Here is a 26,273-nt window from a genome sequence, read left to right as displayed (position 1 = left end):
AGTGTGGGGTTTCCCCATGTGAGAGTAGGTCATCGTCAAGATTCATTTCGCAAAACCCCTATCTGCGCGAGCAGGTAGGGGTTTTGTCTTTTCAGCTTCAGAGGTCCTTACCTCGGGCCAATTCGGCCAGGTGTGAGATCGATTCTTCACTTTTAAGCACCAATACATCGCTCTCCAGCGCATCGAGTACAACTTCCGAGGTGTTGCCAATCAAGGCTCCGGAAATGCCGGTGCGGGCGACAGTGCCTATCACCGTGACTACTGCATCAAGTTTTTGCTCGGTATGCGGGATCAACACATCTGCGGGCCCTTCCGCGACATGCAGGCGATCCTCGCTGATGTTGTATTCAGCCTGAAACGCACTGCAGGCTTCCCGATAGCGTTTCTCGATGGTCTCGCTGAGCTGGTAGACCGGGTCCGAAGCTGCCAGCATAGGGCAGGGATGAGCACTGATCACATGCAGCTCGCCCTTGGCCAGGCCGGCAATTGCAAACCCATGATCAATGATGCTCGCATGCAATCGGCGATGGTCTTCATCCTGATTGCCCACATCGACAGCCGCAAGAATTACCCCACCTGTCCAAGGCCGCTCGCTCTTCACCATCAGCACAGCGCAAGGGCACAGGCGCAGCAATTTCCAGTCACTGGGCGTGAGCAGGGCTTTCTTCAGTGGGTTATCCGGACGGTGCTCTTTTATCACCAGCTCGCAGCCTTCCGCCTGCTGCACAGCAACGATCGATTCATGCAAAGTGTCATGCCAGGCCTGCTCATGGGTGACATTGTCATACCCATCATCATGCAACTGGCTGCTTAAGAGACTGAGCAAGGCGCTATGGTCGTGTTTCTTGTCGCACATAAGCAGATGTAAACGGGCTTTGGTCACACCCGCAATCAGCTTCGCGCGGGTCAATGCGCGGCTATGGGCATGTTCAGGGTCGAGAACGACAAGAATGCTGCGGACAGCTTGCATGGGCGTGAACTCCGTTCAAAGGTGGCGGCCAATGCCTGACTATAGTCGGCGCCCCTCGTGTCGCCGCTTGATGTACATCAAGCATAGCCACTGGCGCTTGCAGTCGCCGCCGGTATAATCGCCGGTCCTGTCTGTCCTGTGTGGTTACACGTTTATGTCCCTGATCCCCGAAATCGATGCCTTCCTTGGCTGTCCTACGCCAGACGCCTGGATCGAAGCCGCGCTCGCCGACCAGGAAACGCTGCTGATCGACCACAAGAACTGCGAGTTCAAGGCGGCCAGCACGGCATTGAGCCTGATTGCCAAGTACAGTACCCATCTGGACTTGATCAACATGATGTCGCGCCTGGCCCGCGAAGAACTGGTGCATCACGAGCAGGTACTGCGCCTGATGAAACGCCGAGGTGTACCGTTGCGGCCGGTGTCAGCGGGGCGCTATGCGTCTGGTTTGCGTCGCTTGGTGCGTGCCCATGAGCCGGTGAAGCTGGTGGACACGCTGGTGGTAGGTGCATTCATTGAGGCCCGTAGCTGCGAACGTTTCGCAGCCTTGGCACCGCACCTGGATGAAGAACTCGGCAGGTTCTACCACGGCCTCCTTAAAAGCGAGGCGCGCCATTACCAAGGCTATCTGAAGTTGGCTCACCACTATGGGGATGAGGCGGACATTGCCAAGCGTGTGCTGCTGGTACGCGAAGCTGAAGCTGAGTTGATTCAGTCTCCAGACCAGGAGCTTCGCTTCCACAGCGGAATTCCGATGGCGCAGGCCGCCTGATCAGCAGCAGGCGGCCGCGTACGACACAATGGTTTAGTAGCGGCGCCCCAGCAGCAGGCCGATCACCAGGCCAAAGCCTGCCGAGACTGCAACCGTCTGCCATGGATGCCCGCCAATATAGTCGTGGGTAGCCTCGACAACCGGCTGTGCCTTGGCACGCACCTGGCCGGCAGCCTCGACCGCTTGGCGCAATTTCAGGCTGACCTGCGCGCGCAAAGTATCGGCTTCCTCGCCGACTAAGGAGGCGCTGTCGTTGAGCAGCTTTTCCGATTCTTCGATCAATGCCTGCAGCTCACTGAACACCTGATCCTTGATCTGCTCGCTGTTGGCTGCAATGGCAGTTTTTCGGGCCATGAACTCGTCCTCGTCGATGGGGGGGTAAGCAATGGATGCCGGCGCGCCGGGAAAGTTGCGCTGGCTTTCCGATCAAGCAGCGCCTCGGTGTAAGATAGCGGCCATTTTCAACAGGCAGGTACCTTCATGAGTTTCAATCTGGCCAACAGAAGCTACGAGGAACGGGCGCAGATCGAGGCGGAAAAGGCCCGACTCTTCGAGATGTGGCAGAACAATCTCGGCAAGGCCAAGGGCGAGGCCGCGCGGCTGATCTCGGAAAAATCGCGTCGCAAGGGCAAGTGGGCCGAATGGGTGCGTGCTGAGCTGGAAGGTATTTCGCCGCCCGAATATGCTGCAATGGTCCGCAGTGAGGTCAACAAGATGATGGCCGCCGCCAGCGCCAACCGTTGATCCTGAAAGGCAGTGTCACCAATATAGACTGCCACCTTTGGGCAGGTCGAGCCTGCCCTCATCGGTGAAGCGCACGGTTCCAAACGGCCCGCCGGCCAGTTTGCCACGCAGCACGTAGGGCATCCCCTGCAGTGAGTCGAGCTTGCTCAGGCCATAGGCCTGGCGCAGGAAGCCGAACGCCGTGATGCTCACCGGCACCACCACTACCGCTTCGCCGTAGCGGCCAATATGCCCCTGCTGGTCGCTGACGCCAGCGGCCAGCGGCTGGCCGTTGACCTCCAGGTTGAGCGCGACCCCGTTGAAGTCGACCGCAGCCTCATTAGGGTTCTGCACCCGCATCTTTACCGCCATGCGCATCTCCAGCTCCTGTCCGGCAAGCGGCTCAATGCCGATGACGCTGATGTTCAGCGGGTCACGTGGCTGGAACAACGCGCAGGCATTGAGGCCGGCTGCCATCAGCGAGGCCAATAACAGAGGGGCGCAGCGGAGCAAGCGAGCAGTCATCAGGATGGACCTTGCTAACAGAGTCTGGTCTGCAGTGTGGCAAATGCACCGCGGCGTTGAAAGTGCCAGGTCATGTCAAAGAGATTCACGTGAACGCAGCCTGCAAATCCTCCGCGAACGCTTGTTGCGCCTCCCCCGGCGCCTGTGCCCGATGCCTGGCCACTGTAAAAGGCACGACGAAATCCAGTGCAGCATCCAATGCCTGCACTACGCCTTGGCGCTCCCAGCTGGCAGCGCAATGGCACGGTAGATAACCAATATGCCGCCCCGACAGTATGAACGTCAGCACACTCTCGATCTGCTCCGCCACTGCCATGCTGCGTCGACTCTGGAACGGTTCGCCGCTCTTGAGCAAGCGATAGGGATGCCGTACTTGGTCTGCCTCGACCAATTGCTCATGTGTGACGTGCGCCATGTCGAAGAAGGGATGCCCCTTGGCGCAGTACAACCGTTGGCGCTCCTCGAACAATGGCTGGTAATCGAACGCTGCCTGGTTACCGGAGAAGTAGCTGATTGCGTAATCCAGGCGCTGCTCCAGCAGCAACCGCTCCAATTCCGCCGGAGGGGCGCTGATCAGTTCCAGCTGCACCGATTCGTCACGTTCGCGGAAGCGCGAAATCGCAGACGCCAGGCGCAAGCTGACGGCCGGGTCCTGATTCTCCGCCATCCCCACACGTACCGTACCTAGCAAACGCCCACCCACCCCATTGGCCTGCTGGCGAAACTGCTCAATGCTCACCAGCAGAGCCCGCGCGGCGTCCAGTAGAAGCTCACCCTTTTCGGTCAGGCGAAACCCACGCTTGCCTCGGCTGCACAGGCGATAGCCCAGGCGGCCTTCCAGTTGCGCCATGCGCTGGCTGATAGTGGGCTGGCTCAGGCCTAAAACCCCCTGGGCGGCGCTGAAGCCGCCGGCCTCGACTACAGTGACGAACAGCCGCAACAGATGCAGGTCAGGGTCGTGCAGTTGTCCAAGCATCACATTGCTCCTGATGAATGTCAGCTTTGCAAACTTATCATTTTTGCAATGTAACCCGGCTGGCATGCTGGCGGCATCCACCCATCAGCCGAGGTGTCCGTCATGCGTCGATCGTTGTGTCTGCTGTCCCTGTTCCTGGCTTTGCCCCTGCACGCTGAAGAAAAGGTGGTCAACCTCTACAGCTGGGCAGATTACGTTGCTCCGGAAACTTTACAGCGCTTTGAAAAGGAAACCGGCTACAAGGTGCGCTACGACACCTTCGACACCACTGAGGTGCTGGAAACCAAGCTGTTGACCGGTGGCAGCGGCTATGACGTGGTGGTGCCGTCGTCCACCGTGCTGGCGCGGGCGCTCAAGGCCAATGCCCTGCAGCCCCTGGACGCGCAGGGCATGCCCGGTTATGCCAACCTCGACAAGGACCTGCTGGCCAAGCTGGCAGAAGCCGACCCCGGCAATCGCTACGCGGTGCCCTACACCTGGGGAACGTTGGGTCTGGGGGTGAATGTCGAGGCGGTGCGTCAACGCCTGGGTGATGTGCCGCTGGACAGCCTCGACCTGCTGTTCAAGCCCGAGTACGCCAGCCGATTGAAAGAATGCGGTATCGCCATGCCCGACTCTCCCCAGGAGGTGATCGGCGTGGCGCTGAATTACCTGGGTAAGGACCCTTACAGCCAAGACAAGGGCGACCTGGCGGCGGCGCAGCATTTACTGAACCAGTTGCAACCGTCGATCAGCTACGTCGCCAATGGCCGGCAGATCAGCGACCTGGCCAATGGCAGCGTCTGCCTGGCGCTGACCTACAACGGCGACGCCGCCATGGCTGCCGATCAGGCGCGCCGTGCGGGCAAACCGTTTGAACTGATCTACCGCATTCCCCGTGAAGGAACGTTGGTCTGGCAGGACAACCTGGTCATCCCCAAGGATGCCCCGCACCCGGAAGCGGCCCGGGCCTTCATCGCCTTCATGCTGAAACCGGAATCGGTCGCCGCGCTGACCAACACGCTGTTTTTCGCCAACGCCAATCAGGCCGCGACGCCCCTGGTCGACGAGGCCGTGCGCAATAACCCGGATATCTACCCGCCCGCTGCTGTGCGCGGCCGGCTGTTTGCCGACCGCAGCATGGCGTTGTCCGACCTGCGCCAGCGCAACCGCTTGTGGACGGCATTCCGCACGCGCCAGTAACTCACAACAAAAAAGGAGCCCGACCGTGGAGCAAGCCCAGAACAACGACCAGGCCATCACCCGCGACAGCCTGTATGGCACCGCAGCGGAAAGTACCTACGCCGGTATTACCAGTTTCTCCCGCCGCCGCTATAGCCGTGACCTGCGCGGGGTGGACGTGGTGGTCAGCGGCGTGCCATTCGACACCGCCACCAGCAACCGCCCGGGCGCGCGCTTCGGGCCGCGAGCGATCCGCGCTGCCTCGGTGCAGCAGGCCTGGGCGCGCCACTGGCCATGGGCATTCGACCCCTTCGACCATCTGGCGGTCATCGATTACGGCGATTGCGCGTTCGATAGCGGTACGCCGCAGTCGGTCCCGGACAGCATCGAAGCCCACGCCGAGCACATTCTTGAAGCGGGCTGCGCCATGCTTACCCTGGGCGGCGATCATTTCATCAGCTACCCATTGCTCAAGGCTCACGCTCGGCGCCATGGCCCGCTAGCGCTGATTCACTTCGATGCGCACAGCGACACCTGGCCGGACGAGGAGGGCAAACGTATCGACCACGGCACCATGTTCTGGCACGCCGCGCGCGAGGGCCTGGTGGACCCGTCGTGCTCGGTGCAGATCGGTTTACGCACCACCAATGACGACAGCCAGGGTTTCGCCATCCTCGATGCCCGGCAAGTGCATCGCCAGGGTACTGAAGCGGTGATCGCGGCGATCCGCCAGCGAGTTGGCGAGCGGCCGGTGTACCTGACCTTCGACATCGATTGCCTCGACCCGGCCTACGCACCAGGCACCGGCACTCCGGTTTGCGGCGGGCTGACCACGGTGCAGGCGCTGGAGATCCTCGGTGGCCTGCGCGGGATCAACCTGGTGGGTATGGACCTGGTAGAGGTGGCGCCGGCCTATGATCATGCCGACATCACTGCGTTGGCGGGCGCAACGCTGGCTATGGAGATGCTTTGCCTATATGCGGCGCGGCACAAGGTCGATAGCGCCCGTTGATCAATGGGGCCTCGCAGGCCCCCAACAGGTTCATACTGAAACATCACGAATCGCATTCACACTTTTGCCGCGAACCCCTCGCGCCTTAGGCTATCCAACGCATGAGGCGCGCCTTTTCGTACATGAGGTGAAGCATGAACCTGACATTGCCAACCCTGGCCATCGGCCTGTTGCTGAGTTTTTCGGCACAGGCGGCGCCTGTGCAGCCCCTGCAGGTCGCCGCCAGCAACAACAACCCCTACAACAGCCCGATCCAGCGCGCCAACCCCAATAGCCGCCAAGGCAGCATGCAAGCTGCGCCGCCGGTGCGCGGCCCTTCGACCGCGCCAATTCAGCGCACACCTTCCCTGGACAACCGTGGCATCGGCAATGGCGACAACCTGCGCCGCCAGCAACAGACGCCCAATCTGGAACCCACCCGCCCACCGCGTGACTCCCAGCGCGTGCCTTGAGCCCCTTTGAAAGGAATTCTGAATGATCCGAGCTACCTGGCTGACCACGCTTACCGCCGCCGCACTGCTGCCGCTTTTCGCGCACGCCGCAGCCGAGCAGCAGTTCTCAAGCGAAGAAGGGCAGATCACCGTCAGCACCGTGGCTGACGGCCTGCGCAACCCGTGGGCATTGGCGTTCCTGCCGGGCGGCAAGGACATGCTGGTCACTGAACGTCCCGGCAACCTGCGCATAGTCAACGCCGAAGGCAAGGTTGGCCCGGCCATCAGCGGTGTACCCAAGGTCTGGGCAGAAGGCCAAGGCGGGCTGCTCGATGTGGTGCTTTCGCCGGAGTTCTCCAAGGATCGCACCCTTTACTTGTCGTATGCCGAAGAGGGCAGCGATGGTAAAGCGGGTACCGCAGTGGGGCGCGGGCAGCTATCCGAGGACCGCGCCCGGCTTGAGAACTTCAATGTGATCTTCCGCCAGCAGCCCAAGCTTTCGGTCGGCAACCACTTCGGCTCGCGGCTGGTGTTCGACCGTAACGGCTACCTGTTCATCGCCCTGGGCGAGAACAACCAGCGCCCGACCGCGCAGGACCTGGACAAACTCCAGGGCAAGATCGTGCGTATCCTGCCCGACGGCGAAGTGCCCAAGGACAACCCCTTCGTCGGCAAGAACAATGTGCGCCCCGAAATCTGGTCGTTCGGCCACCGCAATCAGCAGGGCGCGGCGCTCAACCCTTGGACCGGCAAGCTCTGGACCCACGAGCACGGCCCGCGCGGCGGTGACGAGATCAACATCCCGCAGGCGGGTAAGAACTACGGTTGGCCGACCGCCACGCACGGGATCAACTACTCGCTGCTACCCATCCCCGAGGCCAAGGGCAAGCATGTCGGCGGCATGGTAGATCCTCACCATGTCTGGGAAAAATCGCCCGGCATCAGCGGCATGGCCTTCTATGACAGCCCGACCTTCAAGGCCTGGGATCACAACCTGTTCATTGGCGCGCTGGCGACCCAGGAGTTGATCCGCCTGCAACTCGATGGCGACAAGATCGTCCACGAGGAGCGTTTGCTGGGTGACTTGAAGGCGCGTATCCGCGATGTGCGGGTCGGGCCGGATGGCTACCTGTATGTGCTGACCGATGACAAGGACGGGGCCTTGCTGAAAGTGGGCCTGAGCGAGGGCTGAAGCGGGTTGCCGACGATCGAGACCTTGCACATAATGCTGCATGGCGCTCGATCCCAGTTCCCTCTACCACCAGGCCCTTGCTGATCACGGCTACGTTCCCGACCCGGGGCAAGCCCTGGCCGTCAGCGCCCTGCAAGCCTGCTTCGAGGCCATTGAGCGCGGTCGGGCCGCCCAGGGTATCTACCTTTGGGGCCCGGTCGGCCGCGGCAAGACCTGGCTCATGGACCTGTTCCACCGCTGTCTGAGCATCCCGGCCCGGCGCCAGCACTTCCACCATTTCATGGCCTGGGTGCACCAGCGCCTGTTCCAGCTCAATGGCACTGCCGACCCGCTGCAAGCCCTGGCCCGTGAACTGGCGGCGCAAATCCGCGTGCTGTGCTTCGACGAGTTGTTCGTCAGCGACATCGGTGATGCGATAATCCTCGGCCGCCTGTTCCAGGTGCTGTTCGACCACGGCGTGGTGGTGGTTGCCACCTCTAACCAGCCGCCGCAGCAGTTGTACCTTGACGGTTTCAATCGCGAGCGTTTCTTGCCGGCCATCCGTGCCATCGAGCGGCACATGCAGGTGTTGCCGGTGGCGGGCGAGCAGGACCACCGTCTTCACCCCGGCGTCGCACGCCAGCGCTACTGGGTCGCTGAAGGGGGCAAGGCAGGGGCACTGGCGGTGGTGTTCCAGCAGCTCAGCGCGGATGATCCGGGTAGCACGACGGCGCTGGCGATTGGGTCACGGCAGATCCAAGTGGTCCGGCACAGCCCGCAAGCGCTTTGGTCCCGCTTCACCGACCTCTGTGAACAGCCCCTGGCGGCCATTGACTTCATGGCCCTGTGTGACCGTTTCCCGGCGATCCTGGTGGAGGGCATCCCTGCCCTGAGCGGCGAGCAGCGCGCCGGGCGAATCGCTCGCGGTACCGAGGACGGCGCTGCGCGGGTGGAGGCGGGTGATCGTCAGCTGCCGGCCTTGTCGCCCAAGGATGACGCCGTACGCCGCTTCATTGCCTTGGTCGACGAATGCTACGACCGCAGGGTGGCGTTGTACCTGGAGGCGCAGGTACCGCTGGAAGCGCTCTACACTCATGGGTATCTGGTGTTCCCGTACCAGCGGACCCTGAGCCGGCTACGGGAGATGCAATTGCAACGCTTCGCCTGAAGGAGCCGACCCATGGAGCCGCTGTCGCACCATCTGCTGACCCAGGCCTACAACAATGGCTGGGCCAATCACCGCCTGTACAAGGCCTGCCTGCAACTGACCCAGGATGAATTTGTCGCCCCCCGTTGCAGTTACTTTCCGTCGATCAAGGCTACCCTCAACCATTTGCTGACGGTGGACTGGTTCTACCTGCACATGCTCGAGTGCGAGCAGCGCGGCGAGGCGCCTGAGCCTGATGGCGAGCGTTTCTTCGAGCCGGAACAGCCGTTTGCCACCTGTACCGACCTGCATGCCCAGCAGGCCCAGGCAGACCGCCGGTTGATTGCCTACTGCAGCGGGCTGCACGACGATCAATTGGCGCGCTATGTGAGCATCGTGCGGCCCGACCGAGTACAACGCGAGCAGCGCCTGCGCTTGCTGGCGCACCTGTTCGAGCATCAGGTCCATCACCGCGGGCAGGTCCATGCGATGCTCAGCGACTCGGCGGTGCGGCCACCGCAGCTTGATGAGTTTTTCTGCGAGGAAGAGGCCGAGTTGCGCGAGGTGGACTTTGCCGAGTTGGGCTGGACAGAAAGCCAGATCTGGCGGGGTTAAGGAATACTGTGGGAGCGGCTTTCAGCCCCGAACTCCAGCAAAGCCGGTGCCATCCACCGGGTTGTCCGCTTTGCGGCTAAAGCCGCTCCCACAGGTTGGGCTGGGTTCTACCTTCCAAGCCACTCGATCAATGTCTTGTTGAAGCGTCGCGGCTCTTCGATCTGCGGCGCATGCCCCATGCCTTCGAAGGTCACCAGTTCACCCTGCGGAATCAGCTTGGCCACCTGTGGGCCGAGTTGCTTGTAGTGCCCCAACCGCGCCTTGACCTCCGGCGGGGCGATGTCACTGCCGATGGCCGTGCTGTCTTGATCGCCGATCAGCAGCAGGGTTGGCATCTTCAGGTCCTTGAACTCGTGGTACACCGGCTGGGTGAAAATCATGTCGTAGATCAGCGCCGAGTTCCATGCCACCACTTCATGCCCCGGGCCCTTGTTCAGCCCCACCAGCATCTGCACCCAGCGCTCATACTCGGGTTTCCAGCGCCCCGCGTAATAGGTCTTGCGCTCATACTCGCGCACGCCCTCGGCATCGAGTTTCAGTTCGCGGGCATACCACTGGTCCACTGTGCGATAGGGCACGCCCAGGGCTTTCCAGTCTTCCAGGCCGATCGGGTTGACCATCGCCAGGCGCTCGACCTGCTGTGGGTACATCAGCGCATAACGGGTGGCGAGCATGCCACCGGTGGAATGGCCGAGGATGATTGCCTGCTTGATGCCCAATTGTTCGAGCAGGGCATGGGTGTTGTCGGCCAACTGCTGGAAGCTGTACTGGTAATAGTCCGGTTTGCTCGACGTGCAGAAGCCGATCTGGTCAGGTGCGATGACCCGGTAGCCCGCCTGGCTCAGTGCTTCGATCGTGGTTTCCCAGGTAGCGGCGCAGAAGTTCTTGCCGTGCATCAGCACCACGCTGCGGCCATTGGCCTTGCCTTTGGCAGGCACGTCCATGTAGCCCATCTGCAGGCGTTGGCCCTGGGACTGGAAGTCGAAATGCTTGAGGGGGTGAGGGTAGCTGAAGCCTTCGAGCTGTTTACCGTAGGTGGGCGATTCGGCGGCGATGGCCGGGGCGCCGACGAGGCAGGCCAAGGCCAGGGCGGTTGCGCGCAGCATGGGGGCACTCCGTGTAGGACCATGTAGGAATTGGCGACTTTAGCAGCCGCAGACGCACCTTAAACGTTAAAGGTGTTACCAGGCATGAAACCAGCGGTGCGCGTGGGCCCCCAAAAACCGAGCATCAGTAGTTGGCGACCACGGTGTCCTGGCCATCCTGGGTCACCCCGATAACCTGGTAGGCGTCCTTGTGGTCGCCCATTTCCATGCCCGGCGAGCCCATCGGCATACCCGGTACGGCCAGCCCTTTAAGATCGTTTCGCTGGGACAGCAGACGTACCTGCTCGGCCGGCACATGGCCTTCGACGAACTTGCCGTCGATTACCCCGGTGTGGCACGACGCCAGACGTGGCGCTACCCCCAGGCGCTGCTTGACGGCGCTCATGTTGGGCTCGACATGGTCGTTGACGGTGAAGCCGTTGTCGCGCAGGTGGCTGATCCAGGCCTTGCAGCATCCACAGTTGGGGTCGCGGTAGACATCGATGATCTCGGCGGCCTGGGCCAGGCCGGAGATGGCCAGCAGGCCGAAAGCGATCAGGTGTTTGTGCATCATGGTCAAGCCACTCCTTTAGAATCGCAGACGCACGCCTGCCACCAGGCGGGTCTGGCCGAGGTCTTCATCGTCCTCGCGGGCCTGATCGGCACGTTTGCCGTGCAGGCGGTTGAAGCTTACTCCGATATACGGCGCCAAACCTCGGGTGATTTCGTAGCGCAGGCGCAGGCCGAGCTCGCTGTCGGCCAGCCCCGCGCCTTGCTCGCGACCGGCGTCGTTGCGGCCGAAGAAATTCACTTCCAAGGTTGGCTCAAGGATCCAGCGATTGGTCAGCAGCATAGCGTAGGCAGCTTCCAGGCGCAGCGCGGTCTGTTGCCGCTCGCCCGCATAGGCCGTAGCTTCCAGCTCCAGGCCATACAGTGGCGTGCCCTGGATGCCGAACGCGGCCCAGGTTTGGCCGCTGGCGGGCTTGAAGTCCTGGCGTAGACCGCCGACCACCTCCCACCAGGGGCTGATCGCATGCCCCCACAATGCCTGCAGTTCGGCATTGTGCGTTTTACCCTGCTCCCGCTCGCCCTCGCTGCGCAGCCAGAGGCGGTCGATATCGCCGCCCACCCAGGCGGTGGCGTTCCAGTTCAGTACGCCGCTGCTATCGAAATGCTGGTATTCCAGCTGATCGACGGTCACTGCCCAGTTGACGGCGCGATCATGCACCTGGTGATCGGTCAGGGGCGCAGAGACGGCCATTGCTCGCTCGCTGGCAAGCAGCGTCAGCACGGCGACGCCGGCCACGATGCAGCGGTTATTGAGCTCATTCATCGACCCGTACCTCGCGGAACATGCCGGTCTCCATGTGATACAGCAAATGGCAGTGGTAGGCCCAGCGGCCATGGGCGTCGGCGCTGACCCGATAACTGCGGCGGCTTCCAGGCGGGATGTCGACGGTGTGCTTGCGCACCATGAAGCGCCCATGTTCGTCTTCCAGGTCGCTCCACATGCCGTGCAGGTGAATGGGGTGGGTCATCATGGTGTCGTTGACCAAGGTGATGCGCACGCGCTCGCCGTAAGTCAGTCGCAGCGGTTCGGCGTCACTGGACTTGACCCCGTCGAACGACCAGGCGAAGCGTTCCATGTGCCCGGTCAGGTGCAGTTCGATCTCCCGCGAGGGTTCGCGACCGTCCGGGTCGGGGTAGGGGCTGCGCAGGTCGGCATAGGCCAGCACCCGACGGCCGTTGTCGCGCAGACCGATGCCGGGGTCGGCCAAGTTGGGCCGGGGGGTCATGGTCTGCATGTCGACCAGCGGGTTGCCGGTTTCGCTGGCCGGATGCTGCTGCATGGCCGACATCGCCGAATGGTCCATGCCCGCCATGTTGCCGTGATCCATGCCTGCCATATTGCTGTGATTCATGCCGGCCATCGTGCCGTGGCCCATATCGTCCATGTTCAGCACGGGCCGTGGGTCGAGTTGCGGCACGGGGGCCTGCAGACCGCTGGCGCGGGCCAGGGTGCCGCGGGCATAGCCGCTGCGGTCCATGCTCTGGGCATACAAGGTGTAGGCGGGTAGGTCACCGACGGTTACCAGTACGTCGTAGGTTTCGGCCACGGCGATGCGCAGTTCGTCCACGGTCACCGGCGTCACCGGCAGGCCGTCGGCGGCGATCACCGTGAGCTGCAAGCCGGGAATGCGGAAATCGAAGTAGGTCATCGCCGAGGCGTTGATCAGCCGCAGGCGCACGGTCTCGCCTGGCTGGAACAGGCACGTGAAGTTGCCGTCCGGGGGCTGGCCGTTGAGCAGGTAGGTATAGGTGGCAGCGCTGATGTCGGCGAGGTCGGTGGGGCTCATGCGCATGCGAGCCCAGGCCATGCGTTCGTCGACGGTGTTGCTCCAGCCCTTTTGCGCGACGTCGTCGATGAAATCGCCGACCGTTCGTTTGTGGTAGTTGAAGGCATCCGACTGCTTTTTCAGCGTTGCCAGCAGGGCTTCGGGCGGCTGATCCGACCAGTCGCTGAACAGCAGCACATGATCGCGCTGGTAGCGGTGCGTTTCGGGCTCGCGCGGCTCGATGACGATGGCCCCGTACACCCCGGCCTGCTCCTGTAGACCGGAATGGCTGTGGTACCAGTAGGTGCCGCTCTGGCGCACGGTGAAGTGGTAAAGGTAATCGCCACCCGGAGCGATGCCTGCGAAACTCAGGCCAGGTACGCCGTCCATATTGGCGGGCAGGATGATGCCGTGCCAGTGAATCGAGGAGTCCTGGTCGAGTCGGTTGCGCACGCGCAGCGTCACCGTATCGCCTTCGCGCCAGCGCAGCAGCGGCCCGGGCAGGCTGTCGTTGATGGTCAGCGCAGTGCGTGGGCGGCCGGTTATGTTCACCGGTGTCCGGCCGATGAACAGCTCGAAATGCTGGCCGGCCAGTTCTCGGCCGTCGGCAGCCTGGGCAAGCGGGCGCCACAGGCCGAGGCCCACTAATGTGGTGGCGGCGCCCAGGCCTTTGACAAAGGTACGGCGGGTGGGGTTGCGCAACATGGCGTGGCCTCTTGCGGAAGAGCCACGATCTTCGCCTGGTGCGGCTGTCAGCCAGCTGAGGCAGACATTACAGCGTTGTCAGCCATCCTGTTCGCTCAGGTCGCGCATCAGCAGGCCGTAGTCCAGGGCAACCTGTTCAGGGATCGGCAGATACACTACATGGCCGTCTCCAGGTGCGACCTCGATGGCCAGCTGCTGACGATCGCACAGGCGGTGCAGGTCGAAGTGGTAGTTGCCGCGCGGGGTCATCAGTTCCAGGTGGTCTCCGATGGCGAAGCGGTTCTTTACCTTGACCTCGGCCAGTCCGTCGACCCGCACACCCGTCAGCTCGCCGACGAACTGCTGGCGTTCGGACAACGAATTGCCCCGTAGGTAATTTTGGTATTCGTCATGCACATGGCGGCGCAGAAACCCTTCGGTATATCCGCGTTGTGCCAGCGATTCCAGGTTGTCCATCAAGGCCATGTCGAACGGCCGCCCGGCGGCGGCGTCGTCGATCGCCTTGCGGTAAGACTGCACTGCGCGGGCGCAGTAGAAGTGCGACTTGGTGCGGCCCTCGATCTTCAGCGAGTGCACGCCAATCACCGCAAGCCGTTCGACGTGCTGGATGGCGCGCAGGTCCTTGGCATTCATGATGTAGGTGCCGTGTTCATCCTCGAACGCGGGCATTTCGCTGCCAGGACGGTTGCTTTCCTGCAACAGGAACACCTGCTCAGTCGGTGCGCCACGGCCCAAGGTCGGCTCGACCTCGCGCACGATGTCGCCCGTGGCGTTCTCGGTGGCCGCTGTGGCGTCGTACTTCCAGCGGCAGGCGTTAGTGCACGTGCCCTGGTTGGCATCGCGCTTGTTGAGGTAGCCCGACAACAGGCAGCGGCCGGAGTAGGCCATGCATAGCGCGCCATGGACAAACACCTCCAGTTCCATGTCCGGTACTTGCTGGCGGATTTCCTCGATCTCTTCCAGCGAAAGCTCCCGTGACAAGATCACCCGGCTCAGGCCCATCTGTTGCCAGAACCGCACGCTGGCCCAGTTGACCGTGTTGGCCTGTACCGACAAGTGCACCGGCATCTGCGGGAAGCGCTTGCGCACCAGCATGATCAGGCCGGGGTCCGACATGATCAGTGCATCGGGGCCCATCTCGATGACGGGTGCCAAGTCCTTGAGGAAGGTTTTCAGCTTGGCGTTGTGCGGGGCGATGTTGACTACCACATAGAACCGCTTGCCCAGCCGGTGTGCCTCTTCGATACCCACTGCCAAGTTAGCGTGATCGAATTCGTTGTTACGCACCCGCAAGCTGTAGCGCGGTTGCCCGGCATAGACCGCATCAGCCCCATAGGCGAACGCGTAGCGCAGGGTTTTCAGCGAGCCGGCGGGGGCCAGCAGTTCGGGCTTGGCGGAGGTCTTCATGTGCGCACCGGGGCAAAAAGCGCGGATGCTAAGGCCTGCCCGCCGGAGCCATGTTGATTTGAATCAAGGGTGCGACGGCACTTTTGCGAATACGCCGTGCACTAATGTTCAGGACACTTGAGGACGCTCCATGAACCAGACCGCTCTACAGAACAAAGCCCTGGCAGTATTGCTGGCGCTGGTGACCATAGCCTTCGGCTGGATCCTGCTGCCGTACTACGGCGCTATCTTCTGGGCGGTGATTCTTGGCATCCTGTTCGCGCCGCTGCAACGCAACTTGCTCATACGCTTTGGCCGGCGGCGCAATCTGGCTGCCGGCACGACGTTGCTGGTGTGCCTGTTGGTGGCCATCATGCCGGTGATCATCACCAGCGCCCTGCTGGTGCAGGAAGGTGCTGTGCTCTATCAGCGCATCGAGAGCGGGCAGCTGGATATTGCCGGCTACGTCGAGCGCGGCATGGACATGCTGCCCCCGTTCATCCAGCACAGCCTGGACAGCATGGGCATGGGTAATCTGGATGGGTTGCGAGACAAGATAACCAAATGGGCAACGCAAGGCAGTCAGGTCCTGGCCAGCCAAGCATTCAGTTTTGGCCAGGGCACCTTCGAGTTTCTGGTGAGCTTCGGCATCATGCTGTACCTGCTGTTCTTCTTCCTGCGCGAGGGCGCCGACGTGGCGCGCCGTGTACGCCTCGCTGTGCCCCTGCCGGAACACCAGAAACGCCGCCTGCAGCTGAAGTTCAACCGGGTGGTGCGGGCTACGGTCAAAGGCAATGTACTGGTGGCCATTACCCAAGGGGCGCTGGGTGGGTTCATCTTCTGGGTGCTGGACATTCCCAGTGCGCTGGTCTGGGCGGTGCTGATGGCTTTCCTGTCGCTGTTGCCGGCAGTGGGCGCGGGGATCATCTGGGCGCCGGTGGCGGCGTATTTCCTGTTGAGCGGGGCGATCCTGCAGGGGGCGATCCTGACCGCCTTTGGTGTGCTGGTGATCGGCTTGGTGGACAACGTGTTGCGGCCGATTCTGGTGGGTAAGGATACGCGCATGCCCGATTACCTGATTCTGGTGTCTACCCTGGGTGGGCTGGCGGTATTCGGGCTTAACGGGTTCGTGATCGGGCCGCTGATCGCCGCGCTGTTCATGTCCAGTTGGGGGATATTCGCGGCGACCAAGCCGCAGGTGCAATTGCCGTGACCCTCAGGCTACCAGCGGTGCTTCAAGCATGTAGAACTGGAACAGGTGATCGCATCCAGGCAACCCGCCCAGTGAGCCTACAACACGCAACCCAGCCTTGCGGGCGTGTATATGGACATCGATCAGTATCGGAGTGTGGCCGAACAGGATAACCACGCCACCTGGCTTGACTCGCTTGACCAGTGAGTGGAACAGCGTGATGGCTTGGGCGCGTAACAGGACTTCGCTGTTGAGAAACCGCAACACAAGCACGTTGCACTGTGTTCCTGCGGTCATCGAGCTGGCGGCATCAGCGACGTGAAACGCCAGATTGGGTCGGGAGTTCTTGCGCTGGGCATGCTCGATCATACGTGGCGACAGATCCGAGCCAATGCAACGGGCACTGGGCATGGCATCGGCGAGGGTACTGATGAACGTGCCCGTCGAACAGGCAGGGTCGTGGATCAAACCGCTCGTGATCCCATGCTGTTGCAAGCACTCGATGGAAAATTGACGAAAATGCGATTCCTGTTCGTCCCAGCGGGCGGCCAGTTGCTCGGTATCATTCCAGAATGCTTGCGGGCAGATCATTTCTGCACCCTTTTCATCCAGAACTGGAAAGGGGAAGTGGAGCTGATTGCCAGGGCTGGCCAGCGCTCCCCTCACCACAGCCTGTTTGCGCTCGAGTGAGAGGTTGATGTAGCGGCACGACAGTTCGGCATCGCCCCACTGCGAGGACTGCAAGGTACCTAGCAGCATGGAGGGCGTTATCAGGCTGTTTGTTCGAGCCTGCATCTCTGCCGTCCTGCGACCGAGGTACGAAATACCATCCACCTTGAGAACGAACACTTCGTGCAACGGCTGGCCCGCACAGAGGTGAAGGGTGCTGGCCTCATGCATGGGCAACGCCTTGGTCGGACGATGTGCCCATTGCGGCTCCACGTGTCCCAGGGCAGACGACATTGCCACTGATAACCAGATGGAAAGCTTCCAGGCCGGGTATGACGACGTTCACCAGGCAGGGCCTGTTGCTTCCGCCGAATATATCGCATATGCCAACCATGCGGCCTTTGCAGTTCAGGTCGGCAATCAGACGCTGAACTTGATCGCTCACGCTGGGCTGGGTGGTCATAGGGGGTAGCATGCACTCAGACCGTTGCGCGGCAATGAGGGGCAGCAGGCTCAGTTGCAAGCAGCGATAAAGTCGGGGGAACGGGCGCAAGTGGCACTCTGCCAATTGTTGTTGGGCAATGAGTTCGGGTTCCCGACCATTGATCTGCAGCTGTACCAGTTCACCGACCGCTCGCTGTACTGCGTGCCATGGATCGAGTGAAGCACCGGTACCAAAGAGCGCGCCATGGGGTTTGCTCAGATCGTCCATGCGTAGCGCCAGGAAGGTGCGGCTGGCGAATTCGGTGCTGATATCCAGTACTTCTATGGGTGCCTGCAAATATTGCTCTGCCCGCCGCCAGAATGTTCCCAGCGGCGTCGTCTCTGAGGGCTTGTCGAGCCAATGCACTGGGGAGGAGCATTGATAGAAATAATGACGAAGCAGAAATAGTGAGAGGGCATCACGTTCTATACGCTGATTGAGCGCATGCAGGATTGCTTCGTCGCGAGCGGCGCCAATCGCCGAGCCGTCATTGTTGCAGTAACGCCTAAGGCCGCTCTGGCTGATGGTTGCCTCAGATGCCGACGGATGTCTGAAGTCGGGGGCCGTGAGATGAATGGGGTAGTCAAAGAGCCATTGGCCGCTGTAGTCCTGATAGGCTTGGCAAGTATGTTGGGCGTCCGGGTGCTCGAGCAGCCAGGGGTAAAGCAAATCGCATCTAAGGAGTGGGGATTGCCGGAGTGTGCTGGCTGAACGCAGTACTGGGCGGCGTTCGGTATGGTTATCAAGATAATGCTCGAGTGCTTCATAGAGTGCCCCAACCTGCGCCTGTGGCTGGTAACCTTTGCCGCAACCCTGGCTGGTTTGGCCACTGGGCCCATCGAGCCATACGCGAGCCACGCCTAAAGTGTCACCTGACCAGCTACTCTGCACCTGCAATGACAGCGCTTCAAGTTGCGTTTCGATGCGTTGCCTGGCGTCGGCCAGAGACAGTTCGCGTTCGGGTTCCAACATGTCGTATTCCTTGTTGAACGGGCAAGGTGACCTCGACGGTCACCTTGCCAGGTGCATCACTCAGCGAGCAGTTCTTTTTGCTCGCGCTCGCTCAGTTTCAGCGTCTCGATGCGCTGAGCCATTTGCTGATGCTGTTCTTCAGGCGTGAACTCTTTAACCTGTTCGTCCAGTTTCCAACTAATGCCGCTGAAAGTGTAACCCATGATCTAACTCCTTTTTTTATTGAGGTGCGATGGCACTCATCGCGTTTCAATTATTGGAGTTAGTTTGAGGTGAAGCAAGATATCAGGTGGTGACGCTCGCGCAGTGGTGTGACAGTTTTCGTCTGGAGGGGTCGCGAATAGGTTCGTGTATAAACTTTTGAAAAATCAGCTAGTTAAATGCTCGAAGTGCGTGCCGTTTGAGCTTTATAAGTAGGAATAATTACTGAGGTTTGCAGTTTTTTTGGTTATGACATTCAAGATTTTCGAGGTGGGTTGATTAGTCGTGTTGCCTTTGAAGGTTAATTCACACAATAAAGGCAACCTACGACTGGTATCAGTGTTCAAATCCTACTTAAAAGTGTAAGAAATCCCCATGTAAGCGGCAAAGCCCTCGCCTGGTGTAGAGCGGGCAATGTCGGCTCCGTTGTCGTCATATCCAGGGGTAACCGTTGCTGCATAACGCTTGTTGGTCAGGTTGCGTAAGTCCAACCAGGTCCGCCAGTCCTGTTTCTGCGAGTCCCAGCCCAACCGCGCACCCAGCAGCGCGTAGGCATCGGCGTGGTAGCTATTGGCGTAGTCGACCTGCACCTTGGAGGCCATTTGCGTATTGATCCCGGTGTAGAACCCGCTGGGCCAGTCATAGCGCAGTTCGGCCTGGTAGTAGTGCATGGGGATACCAGGAAGACGGTTATCGCCGAACTTGTTGTCGTCGCGGTAATGGAAGTCATTGAAGGTGTAAGCCTGGCGCAGGCTCAGCTTGCCAGTGCCCGGGCGCTCCCAGAGGGTGCTCTCCAGGCCGGCCTCTACGCCTTGGTGCACGGTGGCGCTGGCGTTGAACTCCTTGGCCGGCTGGCCTTGTACGATTTCCACAGCGAGCAGCTCGTGGCGCACTTGCGAGTAGTACCAGGCCAGGTCCCAACGGCCCAATGCTGAATCGCCACGTGCACCCAATTCAAGGGTGGTGGCGGTCTGGTTCTGCATCTCGATCGGTTGCGTGGCGACCGTCGAGCTCCAGATCAGCGACCACGGGTGAGGCGGCTCGACCGAGCGGCTCAGGTTGCCATACACCTGCAGCTGCGGGTTGATGTCATAGCGCAGGCCCAGGCGCGGCGCGTAGTCCCAATCGTGCTGGCTGACCTTGCCGCCGGTGGCGGGGTAGGTGACGTCGCTTTCGCGGCGGGTGTAGATCATCGCCAGGCCCGTGGTCAGCCACAGGTCAGGGATCAGTTCCAGGTCGTTGCCGACATGCAGGACGGTGTCCGAGCCTTGGTAGCTGAAGTCGCGGCTGCGCGCGCCGAAGTTGTCGCCACTGCTGCGGGAAAACTGCGAGGCGCCGCTGTTGGGCAGGTGCTTGGTGGTCCGCCAACCCACGGTGGTCTTGCTTTCATGGCCGAACAAGGTGTCGCGGCGCATGTAATTGAGCGTACCGCTGACATCGGTGTAGGCGACCTTCAGGCGCATCGGGCCTTCGCGCAGGTCCATCGGGAAGTCGTGATAGACCAGCCCGGCTTCTACTCGGGCATCGTCTTCGAGGTAAAAGGTCGTCTTGTTGGCGACCCAGGTGCTGCCGGGCTGAGGGCGGCTGTCGTCGCGGGCCCGGTACGCGGCGTTGGCGGCGCGCGGGTCATGCTGGATCTGCTCTTTGGTCAGGCGCCCGGCCAGGTCGTTCTCGGTTTCCCGGTAGCGCAGGTAGAAGCGTGTTTCCAGGTTTGGGTTGAAGCGATAGCCGACATTGGCGGCAATGCCTTTGGCGCTACCGCTGCTGTGGTCCTGGTAGCCGTCATACTCCGAGTCGGTCAGGGCCACGTAGTAGTCGAGGTTGCCCAATACCTGCCCCGAACTGATGTGCCGGTGCTGGTAGCCACGGCTGCCCGCTTCGTAACGCACCTGCAGCGGCGCTGCATCGTAACCGGTGTGGGTCACGTAGTTGATTGCGCCGCCCAGAGCCAGCGAGCCCACATCGAAGCCGTTGGCACCGCGCAACACTTCGGCGCGGCTCAGCCACAGCGGCTCGAACAGCTCGTAGGGCGTACCGCCAGGGCCGGTCAGCGGCAGCCCGTCGAACATCGTGTACACGCCTGAACCGTGCGCCCCGGGTGCGCGGTTGATGCCCGAGCCACGGATCGACAGCTTGATGCCGTCGTTGCCCGCCGACTGGGCGAACACGCCGGGCTGGTAGGCCAGCACATCCTGATTGTTGGCGACCCGACCCTGGCCCACCTTGTCCATGTCCACCAGGTTGCTGGCGCCGGGGATCTCCCGCAGGCGCTCGGCGGCGCTTTCCAGTTCGGTCTGTTGCTGGTCCTCGATCAACACCTGATCAAGTTCGACGCGGCCTGTGGCCTGGGCAGCGTTGGCAGCCAACAGGGCCAGCAAGGAGAGGGGGAGGGAGGGGCGCATTTCATGGGTTCCAGATCGATAAGCGGGAATCTGACGCTGCAACTGTCAGACGAAGCACAGCTTTCGTTCTGTAGCCCGGAAAAAGAAAAACCCCGCCGAGGCGGGGTATTCCGAATCGCTGAACAATCAGCCGATCAGTTGCAGGCCAGCCTGCTGAACCATTTCCAGCAGTGGCTGCGGGTACACGCCCAGAATGAAGGCGAGGATGGCGATGGCCAGCAGCATGACGCCACCGGTGCGCTGTTCCCACTTCAGTGGGGCATCGTGGCGACGCAGGTTCGGCTCGACCAGGTACAGGGTGACCATGACGCGCAGGTAATAGTACACGCCGATGGCGCTACCGATTACCAGTGCCCCGACCAGCCACCACAGGTGCGACTCGACGCCGGTGGCGATGATGTAGAACTTGCCGATGAAGCCAGCGGTCAGGGGAATACCAGCCAGCGACAGCATCATCACGGTCAGCACTGCGGTCAGGTACGGGCGGCGCCAGAACAGGCCGCGGTACTCGTACAGCGCGTCGGCGTCACGGCCGCCATAAGGCGAGGACATCAGGGTGATCACACCGAAGGCGCCGAGGCTGGTGATCACGTAGGTGACCAGGTACACGCCCATGGCTTCCAGGGCCAGGCCCTTGCTGGCGATCAGGGCGATCAGCAGGTAGCCGAAGTGGGCGATGGACGAGTAACCGAGCAGACGCTTGAGGTTGCTCTGGGTCAGCGCCAGCAGGTTGCCGATCAGGATCGAGGCGACCGCGATCACTGCCAGCACGGTGCTCAGCACGCCGCTGCTGGCAGCTGGGGAGAGCATGAACAGGCGCACCACCACGGCGAACACCGCGACCTTGCTGGCGGTGGCCAGGAACGCGGCGACCGGCGCCGGGGCGCCCTCGTACACGTCCGGGGTCCACAGGTGGAAGGGTACCAGCGACAGCTTGAAGGCCAGGCCGACCAGCATCATGCCCAGGCCCAGCTGGGCCACCAGGCTTGGCATGCTGGTGGCAGCCAGTGCCTTGCCGATCTGGTCGAAGCTCAGGCTGCCCGCATCGGCATACAGCAGCGCCATGCCGAACAGCAGGAACGCCGAGCCTGCAGCCGACAGCACCATGTACTTGATGCCGGCTTCCAGCGACCGCTTGTTGAAGAACGCGTACGCCACCAGGCCATACACCGGCACCGACAGCAGTTCCAGGCCGATGAACAGGCCGGCGAGGTGGTTGGCGCTGACCAGCACCAGGCCACCGAGGGCCGACATCAGCAGCAGCAGGTAAAGTTCTTCACGGTTGCCCGGGAAGCCCTTGGCGCCTTCGCCCAGGTAGGCGTGGGCGAGGGTGACGCAGGCCAGCGTGGCCACCAGGATGATCGCCATGTACAGGCAGGCGAACTTGTCGATGGTGATCAGCGGGGTAACCGCCAGGGGCGCGACCTTCAAGACCGGAAGAATCGACAGCAGGGCCAGGTTCAGGCCTACAGTGGACAGCAGGAAGGTCTGCGAGTGGTTGCGCTTCCAGGCGATCGCCAGCATCACCACCACCGTGGTGATGGTGGTGATCAGCATCGGCGCCAATGCGATGAAGTGTTGAGTGGTGAATTCCATAGCGCTCTTACCGGGCCGAAGCGAGTTGAGTGAAAGCGGAACCGAGCCACTGCTGCACACCGCTCATGGTGGCGGCAGAGGTGTCGAGGAACGGCTGCGGATACACGCCCAGAACGATCAGCAGCACCGCCAGGCCCAGCACCATGATCAGCTCGCGGCCGTCCATGCCAGCCAGCACGGTGTCGCTCTTGCTTGGGCCGAAGTAGGCGCGGTGGATCATGATCAGCGAGTAGACGGAGCCGAACACCAGGCCAGTGGTGGCGATCACGGTGATCCACGGCACGCTGGCGAAGCTGCCGATCAGGATCAGAAACTCGCCGACGAAGTTGCCGGTACCCGGCAGGCCCAGGGAGGCGGCGGCGAAGAACAGGCTGATCGCGGGCAGGTAGGCGATGCGGTGCCACAGGCCACCCATCTGGCGCATGTCACGGGTGTGCAGGCGCTCGTACAGCTGGCCGGACAGGATGAACAGCGCGGCAGCCGATAGGCCATGGGCCAGCATCTGGATCACCGCGCCTTGCAGGGCCTGCTGGCTGCCGGAGTAGATACCGATCAGCACGAAGCCCATGTGCGAGACGCTGGAGAAGGCGATCAGGCGCTTGATGTCGCTTTGCGCGAAGGCCAGGAAGGCACCGTAGAAGATGCCGATCAGGCCCAGGGTCATGGCGATCGGCGCAAACTCCGCCGAGGCGTTCGGGAACAGCGGCAAGGCGAAGCGCAGCAGGCCGTAGGCCGCAGTCTTCAGCAAGATACCCGCCAGGTCCACGGAACCCGCGGTTGGCGCCTGGGCGTGGGCATCAGGCAGCCAGGAGTGGAACGGCACGACCGGCAGCTTGACCGCGAAGGCGATGAAGAAGCCCAGCATCAGGATGTACTCGACGCCGGCCGGCAGCTCGGCCTTGAGCAGGTCGCTGTAGTTGAAGGTCAGTACGCCGGTGGTGTTGTAGTTGAACAGCACCAGGCCAAGAATCGCCACCAGCATGATCAGGCCGCTGGCCTGGGTGAAGATGAAGAACTTGGTCGCAGCGTAGATCCGAGTCTTCTTGCCGTCTGCGGAGCTGTGACCCCAGAGCGCGATGAGGAAATACATCGGCACCAGCATCATTTCCCAGAAGAAGAAGAACAGGAACAGGTCCAGGGCCAGGAACACACCGACCACGCCGCCAAGGATCCACATCAGGTTGAGGTGGAAGAAGCCGACGTGGCGCTGGATTTCTTTCCAGGAGCACAGTACCGACAGCACACCGAGCAGGCCGGTGAGCAGGATCATCAGCAGCGACAGGCCGTCGAGGGCCAGGTGGATGCTGATGCCGAAGCGCTTGATCCACTCGACTTTGTATTCGATGGCCCAAGCAGGTTCGGCGCCTGGCGCAGGCGCCAGGGTGTAGTCGCCGGTGCCCCACAGGTAGAGGCCGATGCCAAGCAGTAGGGACATGGTCAGCAGCGCGATCCAGCGCGGCAGGGTGGCGCCGAAGCGCTCACCCAGCCAGCACAGGAAGCCGCCGATGAAGGGGATCAGGATCAGCCAAGGCAAAATCATGACGGGTTGGTTTCCTTTGGCAAAGTCGCAAGATTCATAGTCATACCGCAGCCACTACCACAGCACCGAGTACCAGCACGGCACCGACGGCGATCGAGGCGGTGTACCAGCGCAGCTGGCCGGTCTCGGTCTTGCTCATGGCGACGTGGCCGCCACGCGCCATCCGAGGGATCAGGCCGATGCTGCGGTCAACCGGGTCCTTGCGCAGGACGTGGCTGATCAGCAGGTAAGGTTTGACGAAGAGCTTGTCGTAGATCCAGTCGAAGCCCCAGGCGGCGAACCACCAGGCCGACAGGACGCGGCCGATGCCGCTGTTGGCGATGGCGCTGACGAAGCGGCGCTTGCCCAGGAACAGCAGAGCCGACAGCAGGATACCGGCGATGGCGATAGCGCCCGAGGCGATCTCCAGCGAGTGCTTGGCGTCACCACCGGCGTGGCCGGCGCTTTCCGGCAGCACACCGGCCAGCGGTGGGGTGATCCAGGCGCCGACGAAGGTCGACAGCACGATCAGCACGCCCAGTGGTAGCCAGTGGCTGATGCCGTGGCCGGCGTGGGCTTCGGTCTTGGCTTCGCCGTGGAAGGCGATGAAGATCAGGCGGAAGGTGTACAGCGAGGTCATGAACGCACCGACCAGGCCGGCATACAGCAGGCCGGTGTTGCCGCTGGCGAAGGCTTCCCAGAGGATCTCGTCCTTGGAGTAGAAACCAACGGTCACGATCGGCAAGGCGGCCAGGGCAGCACCACCGACCACGAAGCTGGCGTAGGCCAGTGGCAGTTTCTTCCACAGGCCGCCCATCTTGAAGATGTTCTGCTCGTGGTGGCAGGCAACGATCACCGCACCGGAGGCAAGGAACAGCAGGGCCTTGAAGAAGGCGTGGGTCATCAGGTGGAAGATCGCCGCGTCCCAGGCACCCACGCCCAGGGCCAGGAACATGTAGCCGATCTGGCTCATGGTCGAGTAGGCGAGGATCCGCTTGATGTCGGTCTGCACCAGCGCGGCGAAGCCGGCCAGTACCAGGGTCACGCCGCCGACCACACCCACCAGGTGCAGGATGTCCGGCGCCAGCAGGAACAGGCCGTTGGTACGGGCGATCAGGTACACGCCCGCGGTCACCATGGTTGCCGCGTGGATCAGTGCCGAAACCGGGGTCGGGCCCGCCATCGCGTCGGCCAGCCAGGTCTGCAGCGGCAGCTGTGCCGACTTACCGACCGCGCCACCCAGCAGCATCAGGGTCGCCAGGACCATCCAGGTATCACCCGCCTGGAACTTCTGCGGTGCCAGCACCAGCAGTTCCTGCACGTTCAGGGTACCCAGCTGGACGAACAGGATGAACAGGCCGATGGCCATGAACACGTCGCCGATACGGGTGACGATGAACGCCTTGAGTGCGGCGTTACCGTTGTTGCGGTTGCTGTAATAGAAGCCGATCAACAGGTACGAGCACAGGCCCACGCCTTCCCAGCCGAAGTAGATGAACAGCAGGTTATCGCCCAGCACCAGGAACAGCATGCTGGCGATGAACAGGTTGGTGTACGAGAAGAAGCGCGAGTAGCCGGCCTCGCCACGCATGTACCAGGAGGCGAACAGGTGGATCAGGAAGCCCACGCCAGTGACCACGCCGAGCATGGTGACCGACAGGCCATCCACGTACAGGGTGAAGTTCGGCGCGAAACCGTCCACCGACATCCACTGCCACAGCAGCTGGCTGTACGCGCCGCCTTCAGGCGGGGCGACGTTGAACTGCCAGATCACGTAGGCGGCAGTGGCCGCCGAGAGACCGACCGAGCCGACGCCGATCAGCGCGGACAGGTTCTCCGAGAACCGCCCCCGCGAGAACGACAGCAGCAGGAAGCCGATCAGGGGGAAGACGAAAGTCAGGAAGATAAGGTTCATCCGCGCATCTCACTGGCAGCATCGATGTCGAGAGTGTGGAAGCGGCGATACAGCTGCAGCAGGATCGCCAGGCCAATACTGGCCTCGGCGGCTGCCAGGCTGATCACCAGAATGAACATCACCTGGCCGTCGGGTTGGACCCAACGGGCACCGGCGACGACGAACGCCAGGGCAGAGGCGTTCATCATGACTTCCAGGCTCATGAGCACGAAGAGGATGTTGCGGCGGACCATCAGGCCAACCAGACCTAAGCAGAACAGGATGCCGGCAACCGCCAGACCATGCTCGAGAGGGATAGCACCCATGAT

26 protein-coding genes are annotated in these 26,273 nt (G+C 62.0%); 9 read left to right on the top strand and 17 right to left on the bottom strand.

The window, feature by feature from the left end; all coding sequences use genetic code 11:
- Window positions 1–97: 97 nt before the first annotated feature.
- Entirely contained in the window at window positions 98–970 is an 873-nt protein-coding gene (locus ACZ6YA_RS24250) for a universal stress protein (protein ID WP_465900111.1), read from the bottom strand.
- Window positions 971–1,124: 154 nt separating this feature from the next.
- Between ACZ6YA_RS24250 and ACZ6YA_RS24245 the strand changes: the two genes are divergently transcribed.
- Complete coding sequence (locus tag ACZ6YA_RS24245; RefSeq protein WP_465900109.1) at window positions 1,125–1,742, top strand: MiaE family protein; 618 nt, start codon at window positions 1,125–1,127, stop codon at window positions 1,740–1,742.
- Window positions 1,743–1,775: 33 nt separating this feature from the next.
- Here the strand turns inward: ACZ6YA_RS24245 and ACZ6YA_RS24240 are convergent, their stop codons facing one another.
- Entirely contained in the window at window positions 1,776–2,096 is a 321-nt protein-coding gene (locus ACZ6YA_RS24240) for an ElaB/YgaM/YqjD family protein (RefSeq protein WP_465900108.1), read from the bottom strand.
- Between the two features lie 126 nt (window positions 2,097–2,222).
- Between ACZ6YA_RS24240 and ACZ6YA_RS24235 the strand changes: the two genes are divergently transcribed.
- A complete protein-coding gene (locus tag ACZ6YA_RS24235; protein ID WP_465900106.1) occupies window positions 2,223–2,486 on the top strand; it encodes a hypothetical protein in 264 nt (87 codons plus the stop codon).
- A 15-nt stretch (window positions 2,487–2,501) separates the two neighbouring features.
- Here the strand turns inward: ACZ6YA_RS24235 and ACZ6YA_RS24230 are convergent, their stop codons facing one another.
- Together ACZ6YA_RS24230 and ACZ6YA_RS24225 are read right to left on the bottom strand one after the other, a co-directional pair.
- Window positions 2,502–2,990: an LEA/WHy family protein gene (locus ACZ6YA_RS24230; RefSeq protein WP_465900104.1), complete on the bottom strand. Its 489-nt coding sequence runs from the start codon at window positions 2,988–2,990 to the stop codon at window positions 2,502–2,504.
- Window positions 2,991–3,075: 85 nt separating this feature from the next.
- On the bottom strand, window positions 3,076–3,966 hold the full coding sequence (locus tag ACZ6YA_RS24225; RefSeq protein WP_465900102.1) for a LysR family transcriptional regulator: 891 nt from the start codon (window positions 3,964–3,966) through the stop codon (window positions 3,076–3,078).
- 102 nt (window positions 3,967–4,068) lie between these two features.
- On the opposite strand from ACZ6YA_RS24225, the gene ACZ6YA_RS24220 reads away from it, so the two are divergent.
- The 6 genes from ACZ6YA_RS24220 (at window position 4,069) to ACZ6YA_RS24195 (ending at window position 9,503) form a co-directional block, all read left to right on the top strand.
- On the top strand, window positions 4,069–5,148 hold the full coding sequence (locus tag ACZ6YA_RS24220) for a polyamine ABC transporter substrate-binding protein (protein WP_465900100.1): 1,080 nt from the start codon (window positions 4,069–4,071) through the stop codon (window positions 5,146–5,148).
- Between the two features lie 25 nt (window positions 5,149–5,173).
- Window positions 5,174–6,139 (top strand): agmatinase, encoded by a 966-nt coding sequence (gene speB / locus ACZ6YA_RS24215; RefSeq protein ID WP_465900098.1) that lies wholly within the window; start codon window positions 5,174–5,176, stop codon window positions 6,137–6,139.
- 134 nt (window positions 6,140–6,273) lie between these two features.
- On the top strand, window positions 6,274–6,591 hold the full coding sequence (locus ACZ6YA_RS24210; protein WP_465900096.1) for a hypothetical protein: 318 nt from the start codon (window positions 6,274–6,276) through the stop codon (window positions 6,589–6,591).
- 22 nt (window positions 6,592–6,613) lie between these two features.
- The gene (locus ACZ6YA_RS24205) at window positions 6,614–7,762 is read left to right on the top strand and encodes a PQQ-dependent sugar dehydrogenase (protein ID WP_465900094.1); all 1,149 of its coding nucleotides are present in this window, start codon (window positions 6,614–6,616) and stop codon (window positions 7,760–7,762) included.
- 40 nt (window positions 7,763–7,802) lie between these two features.
- Complete coding sequence (zapE, locus tag ACZ6YA_RS24200; RefSeq protein ID WP_465900093.1) at window positions 7,803–8,909, top strand: cell division protein ZapE; 1,107 nt, start codon at window positions 7,803–7,805, stop codon at window positions 8,907–8,909.
- Between the two features lie 12 nt (window positions 8,910–8,921).
- Window positions 8,922–9,503, top strand: coding sequence for a DinB family protein (locus ACZ6YA_RS24195; RefSeq protein WP_465900092.1), 582 nt, complete (start codon window positions 8,922–8,924; stop codon window positions 9,501–9,503).
- Window positions 9,504–9,610: 107 nt separating this feature from the next.
- On the opposite strand, the gene ACZ6YA_RS24190 is transcribed toward ACZ6YA_RS24195, so the two are convergent.
- The 5 genes from ACZ6YA_RS24190 to trhP all read right to left on the bottom strand — a co-directional run bounded on the left by ACZ6YA_RS24190 (window position 9,611) and on the right by trhP (window position 15,036).
- The gene (locus ACZ6YA_RS24190) at window positions 9,611–10,609 is read right to left on the bottom strand and encodes an alpha/beta fold hydrolase (protein ID WP_465900090.1); all 999 of its coding nucleotides are present in this window, start codon (window positions 10,607–10,609) and stop codon (window positions 9,611–9,613) included.
- A gap of 124 nt (window positions 10,610–10,733) precedes the next feature.
- Window positions 10,734–11,162, bottom strand: a complete 429-nt coding sequence (locus ACZ6YA_RS24185) for a DUF411 domain-containing protein (protein WP_465900089.1) — start codon at window positions 11,160–11,162, stop codon at window positions 10,734–10,736.
- A gap of 15 nt (window positions 11,163–11,177) precedes the next feature.
- Complete coding sequence (locus ACZ6YA_RS24180) at window positions 11,178–11,921, bottom strand: copper resistance protein B (protein ID WP_465900087.1); 744 nt, start codon at window positions 11,919–11,921, stop codon at window positions 11,178–11,180.
- Window positions 11,914–13,626: a copper resistance system multicopper oxidase gene (locus ACZ6YA_RS24175; protein ID WP_465900113.1), complete on the bottom strand. Its 1,713-nt coding sequence runs from the start codon at window positions 13,624–13,626 to the stop codon at window positions 11,914–11,916. Before ACZ6YA_RS24175 ends, ACZ6YA_RS24180 begins: the two co-directional genes overlap by 8 nt.
- A gap of 81 nt (window positions 13,627–13,707) precedes the next feature.
- On the bottom strand, window positions 13,708–15,036 hold the full coding sequence (gene trhP, locus ACZ6YA_RS24170; RefSeq protein ID WP_465900085.1) for a prephenate-dependent tRNA uridine(34) hydroxylase TrhP: 1,329 nt from the start codon (window positions 15,034–15,036) through the stop codon (window positions 13,708–13,710).
- A gap of 130 nt (window positions 15,037–15,166) precedes the next feature.
- On the opposite strand from trhP, the gene ACZ6YA_RS24165 reads away from it, so the two are divergent.
- Window positions 15,167–16,228, top strand: a complete 1,062-nt coding sequence (locus tag ACZ6YA_RS24165) for an AI-2E family transporter (protein WP_465900084.1) — start codon at window positions 15,167–15,169, stop codon at window positions 16,226–16,228.
- Between the two features lie 3 nt (window positions 16,229–16,231).
- Here ACZ6YA_RS24165 and ACZ6YA_RS24160 read toward each other — a convergent pair whose 3' ends face one another.
- The 8 genes from ACZ6YA_RS24160 to nuoK form a co-directional block, all read right to left on the bottom strand.
- Window positions 16,232–17,107 carry a class I SAM-dependent methyltransferase gene (locus ACZ6YA_RS24160; RefSeq protein WP_465900083.1) on the bottom strand — a complete coding sequence of 292 codons (876 nt, stop codon included), beginning with the start codon at window positions 17,105–17,107 and terminating at the stop codon, window positions 16,232–16,234.
- Entirely contained in the window at window positions 17,100–18,332 is a 1,233-nt protein-coding gene (locus tag ACZ6YA_RS24155) for a YcaO-like family protein (protein ID WP_465900081.1), read from the bottom strand. Before ACZ6YA_RS24155 ends, ACZ6YA_RS24160 begins: the two co-directional genes overlap by 8 nt.
- Window positions 18,333–18,388: 56 nt before the next feature.
- Window positions 18,389–18,535, bottom strand: coding sequence for a hypothetical protein (locus tag ACZ6YA_RS24150; protein ID WP_465900080.1), 147 nt, complete (start codon window positions 18,533–18,535; stop codon window positions 18,389–18,391).
- Between the two features lie 348 nt (window positions 18,536–18,883).
- On the bottom strand, window positions 18,884–20,935 hold the full coding sequence (locus ACZ6YA_RS24145) for a TonB-dependent receptor family protein (RefSeq protein WP_465900078.1): 2,052 nt from the start codon (window positions 20,933–20,935) through the stop codon (window positions 18,884–18,886).
- Window positions 20,936–21,061: 126 nt separating this feature from the next.
- Window positions 21,062–22,531 carry an NADH-quinone oxidoreductase subunit NuoN gene (nuoN, locus tag ACZ6YA_RS24140; RefSeq protein ID WP_465900077.1) on the bottom strand — a complete coding sequence of 490 codons (1,470 nt, stop codon included), beginning with the start codon at window positions 22,529–22,531 and terminating at the stop codon, window positions 21,062–21,064.
- A gap of 7 nt (window positions 22,532–22,538) precedes the next feature.
- Window positions 22,539–24,071, bottom strand: a complete 1,533-nt coding sequence (nuoM, locus tag ACZ6YA_RS24135; RefSeq protein WP_403126602.1) for an NADH-quinone oxidoreductase subunit M — start codon at window positions 24,069–24,071, stop codon at window positions 22,539–22,541.
- 40 nt (window positions 24,072–24,111) lie between these two features.
- Window positions 24,112–25,965: an NADH-quinone oxidoreductase subunit L gene (nuoL, locus tag ACZ6YA_RS24130; RefSeq protein ID WP_465900075.1), complete on the bottom strand. Its 1,854-nt coding sequence runs from the start codon at window positions 25,963–25,965 to the stop codon at window positions 24,112–24,114.
- Entirely contained in the window at window positions 25,962–26,270 is a 309-nt protein-coding gene (nuoK, locus tag ACZ6YA_RS24125; RefSeq protein WP_003251446.1) for an NADH-quinone oxidoreductase subunit NuoK, read from the bottom strand. Before nuoK ends, nuoL begins: the two co-directional genes overlap by 4 nt.
- Window positions 26,271–26,273 lie beyond the last annotated feature (3 nt).

The organism is Pseudomonas sp. NPDC090752 (assembly GCF_055584805.1).
Note: the sequence above shows the minus strand (reverse complement) of the source record. Positions and strands in the feature narration are given on the sequence as shown.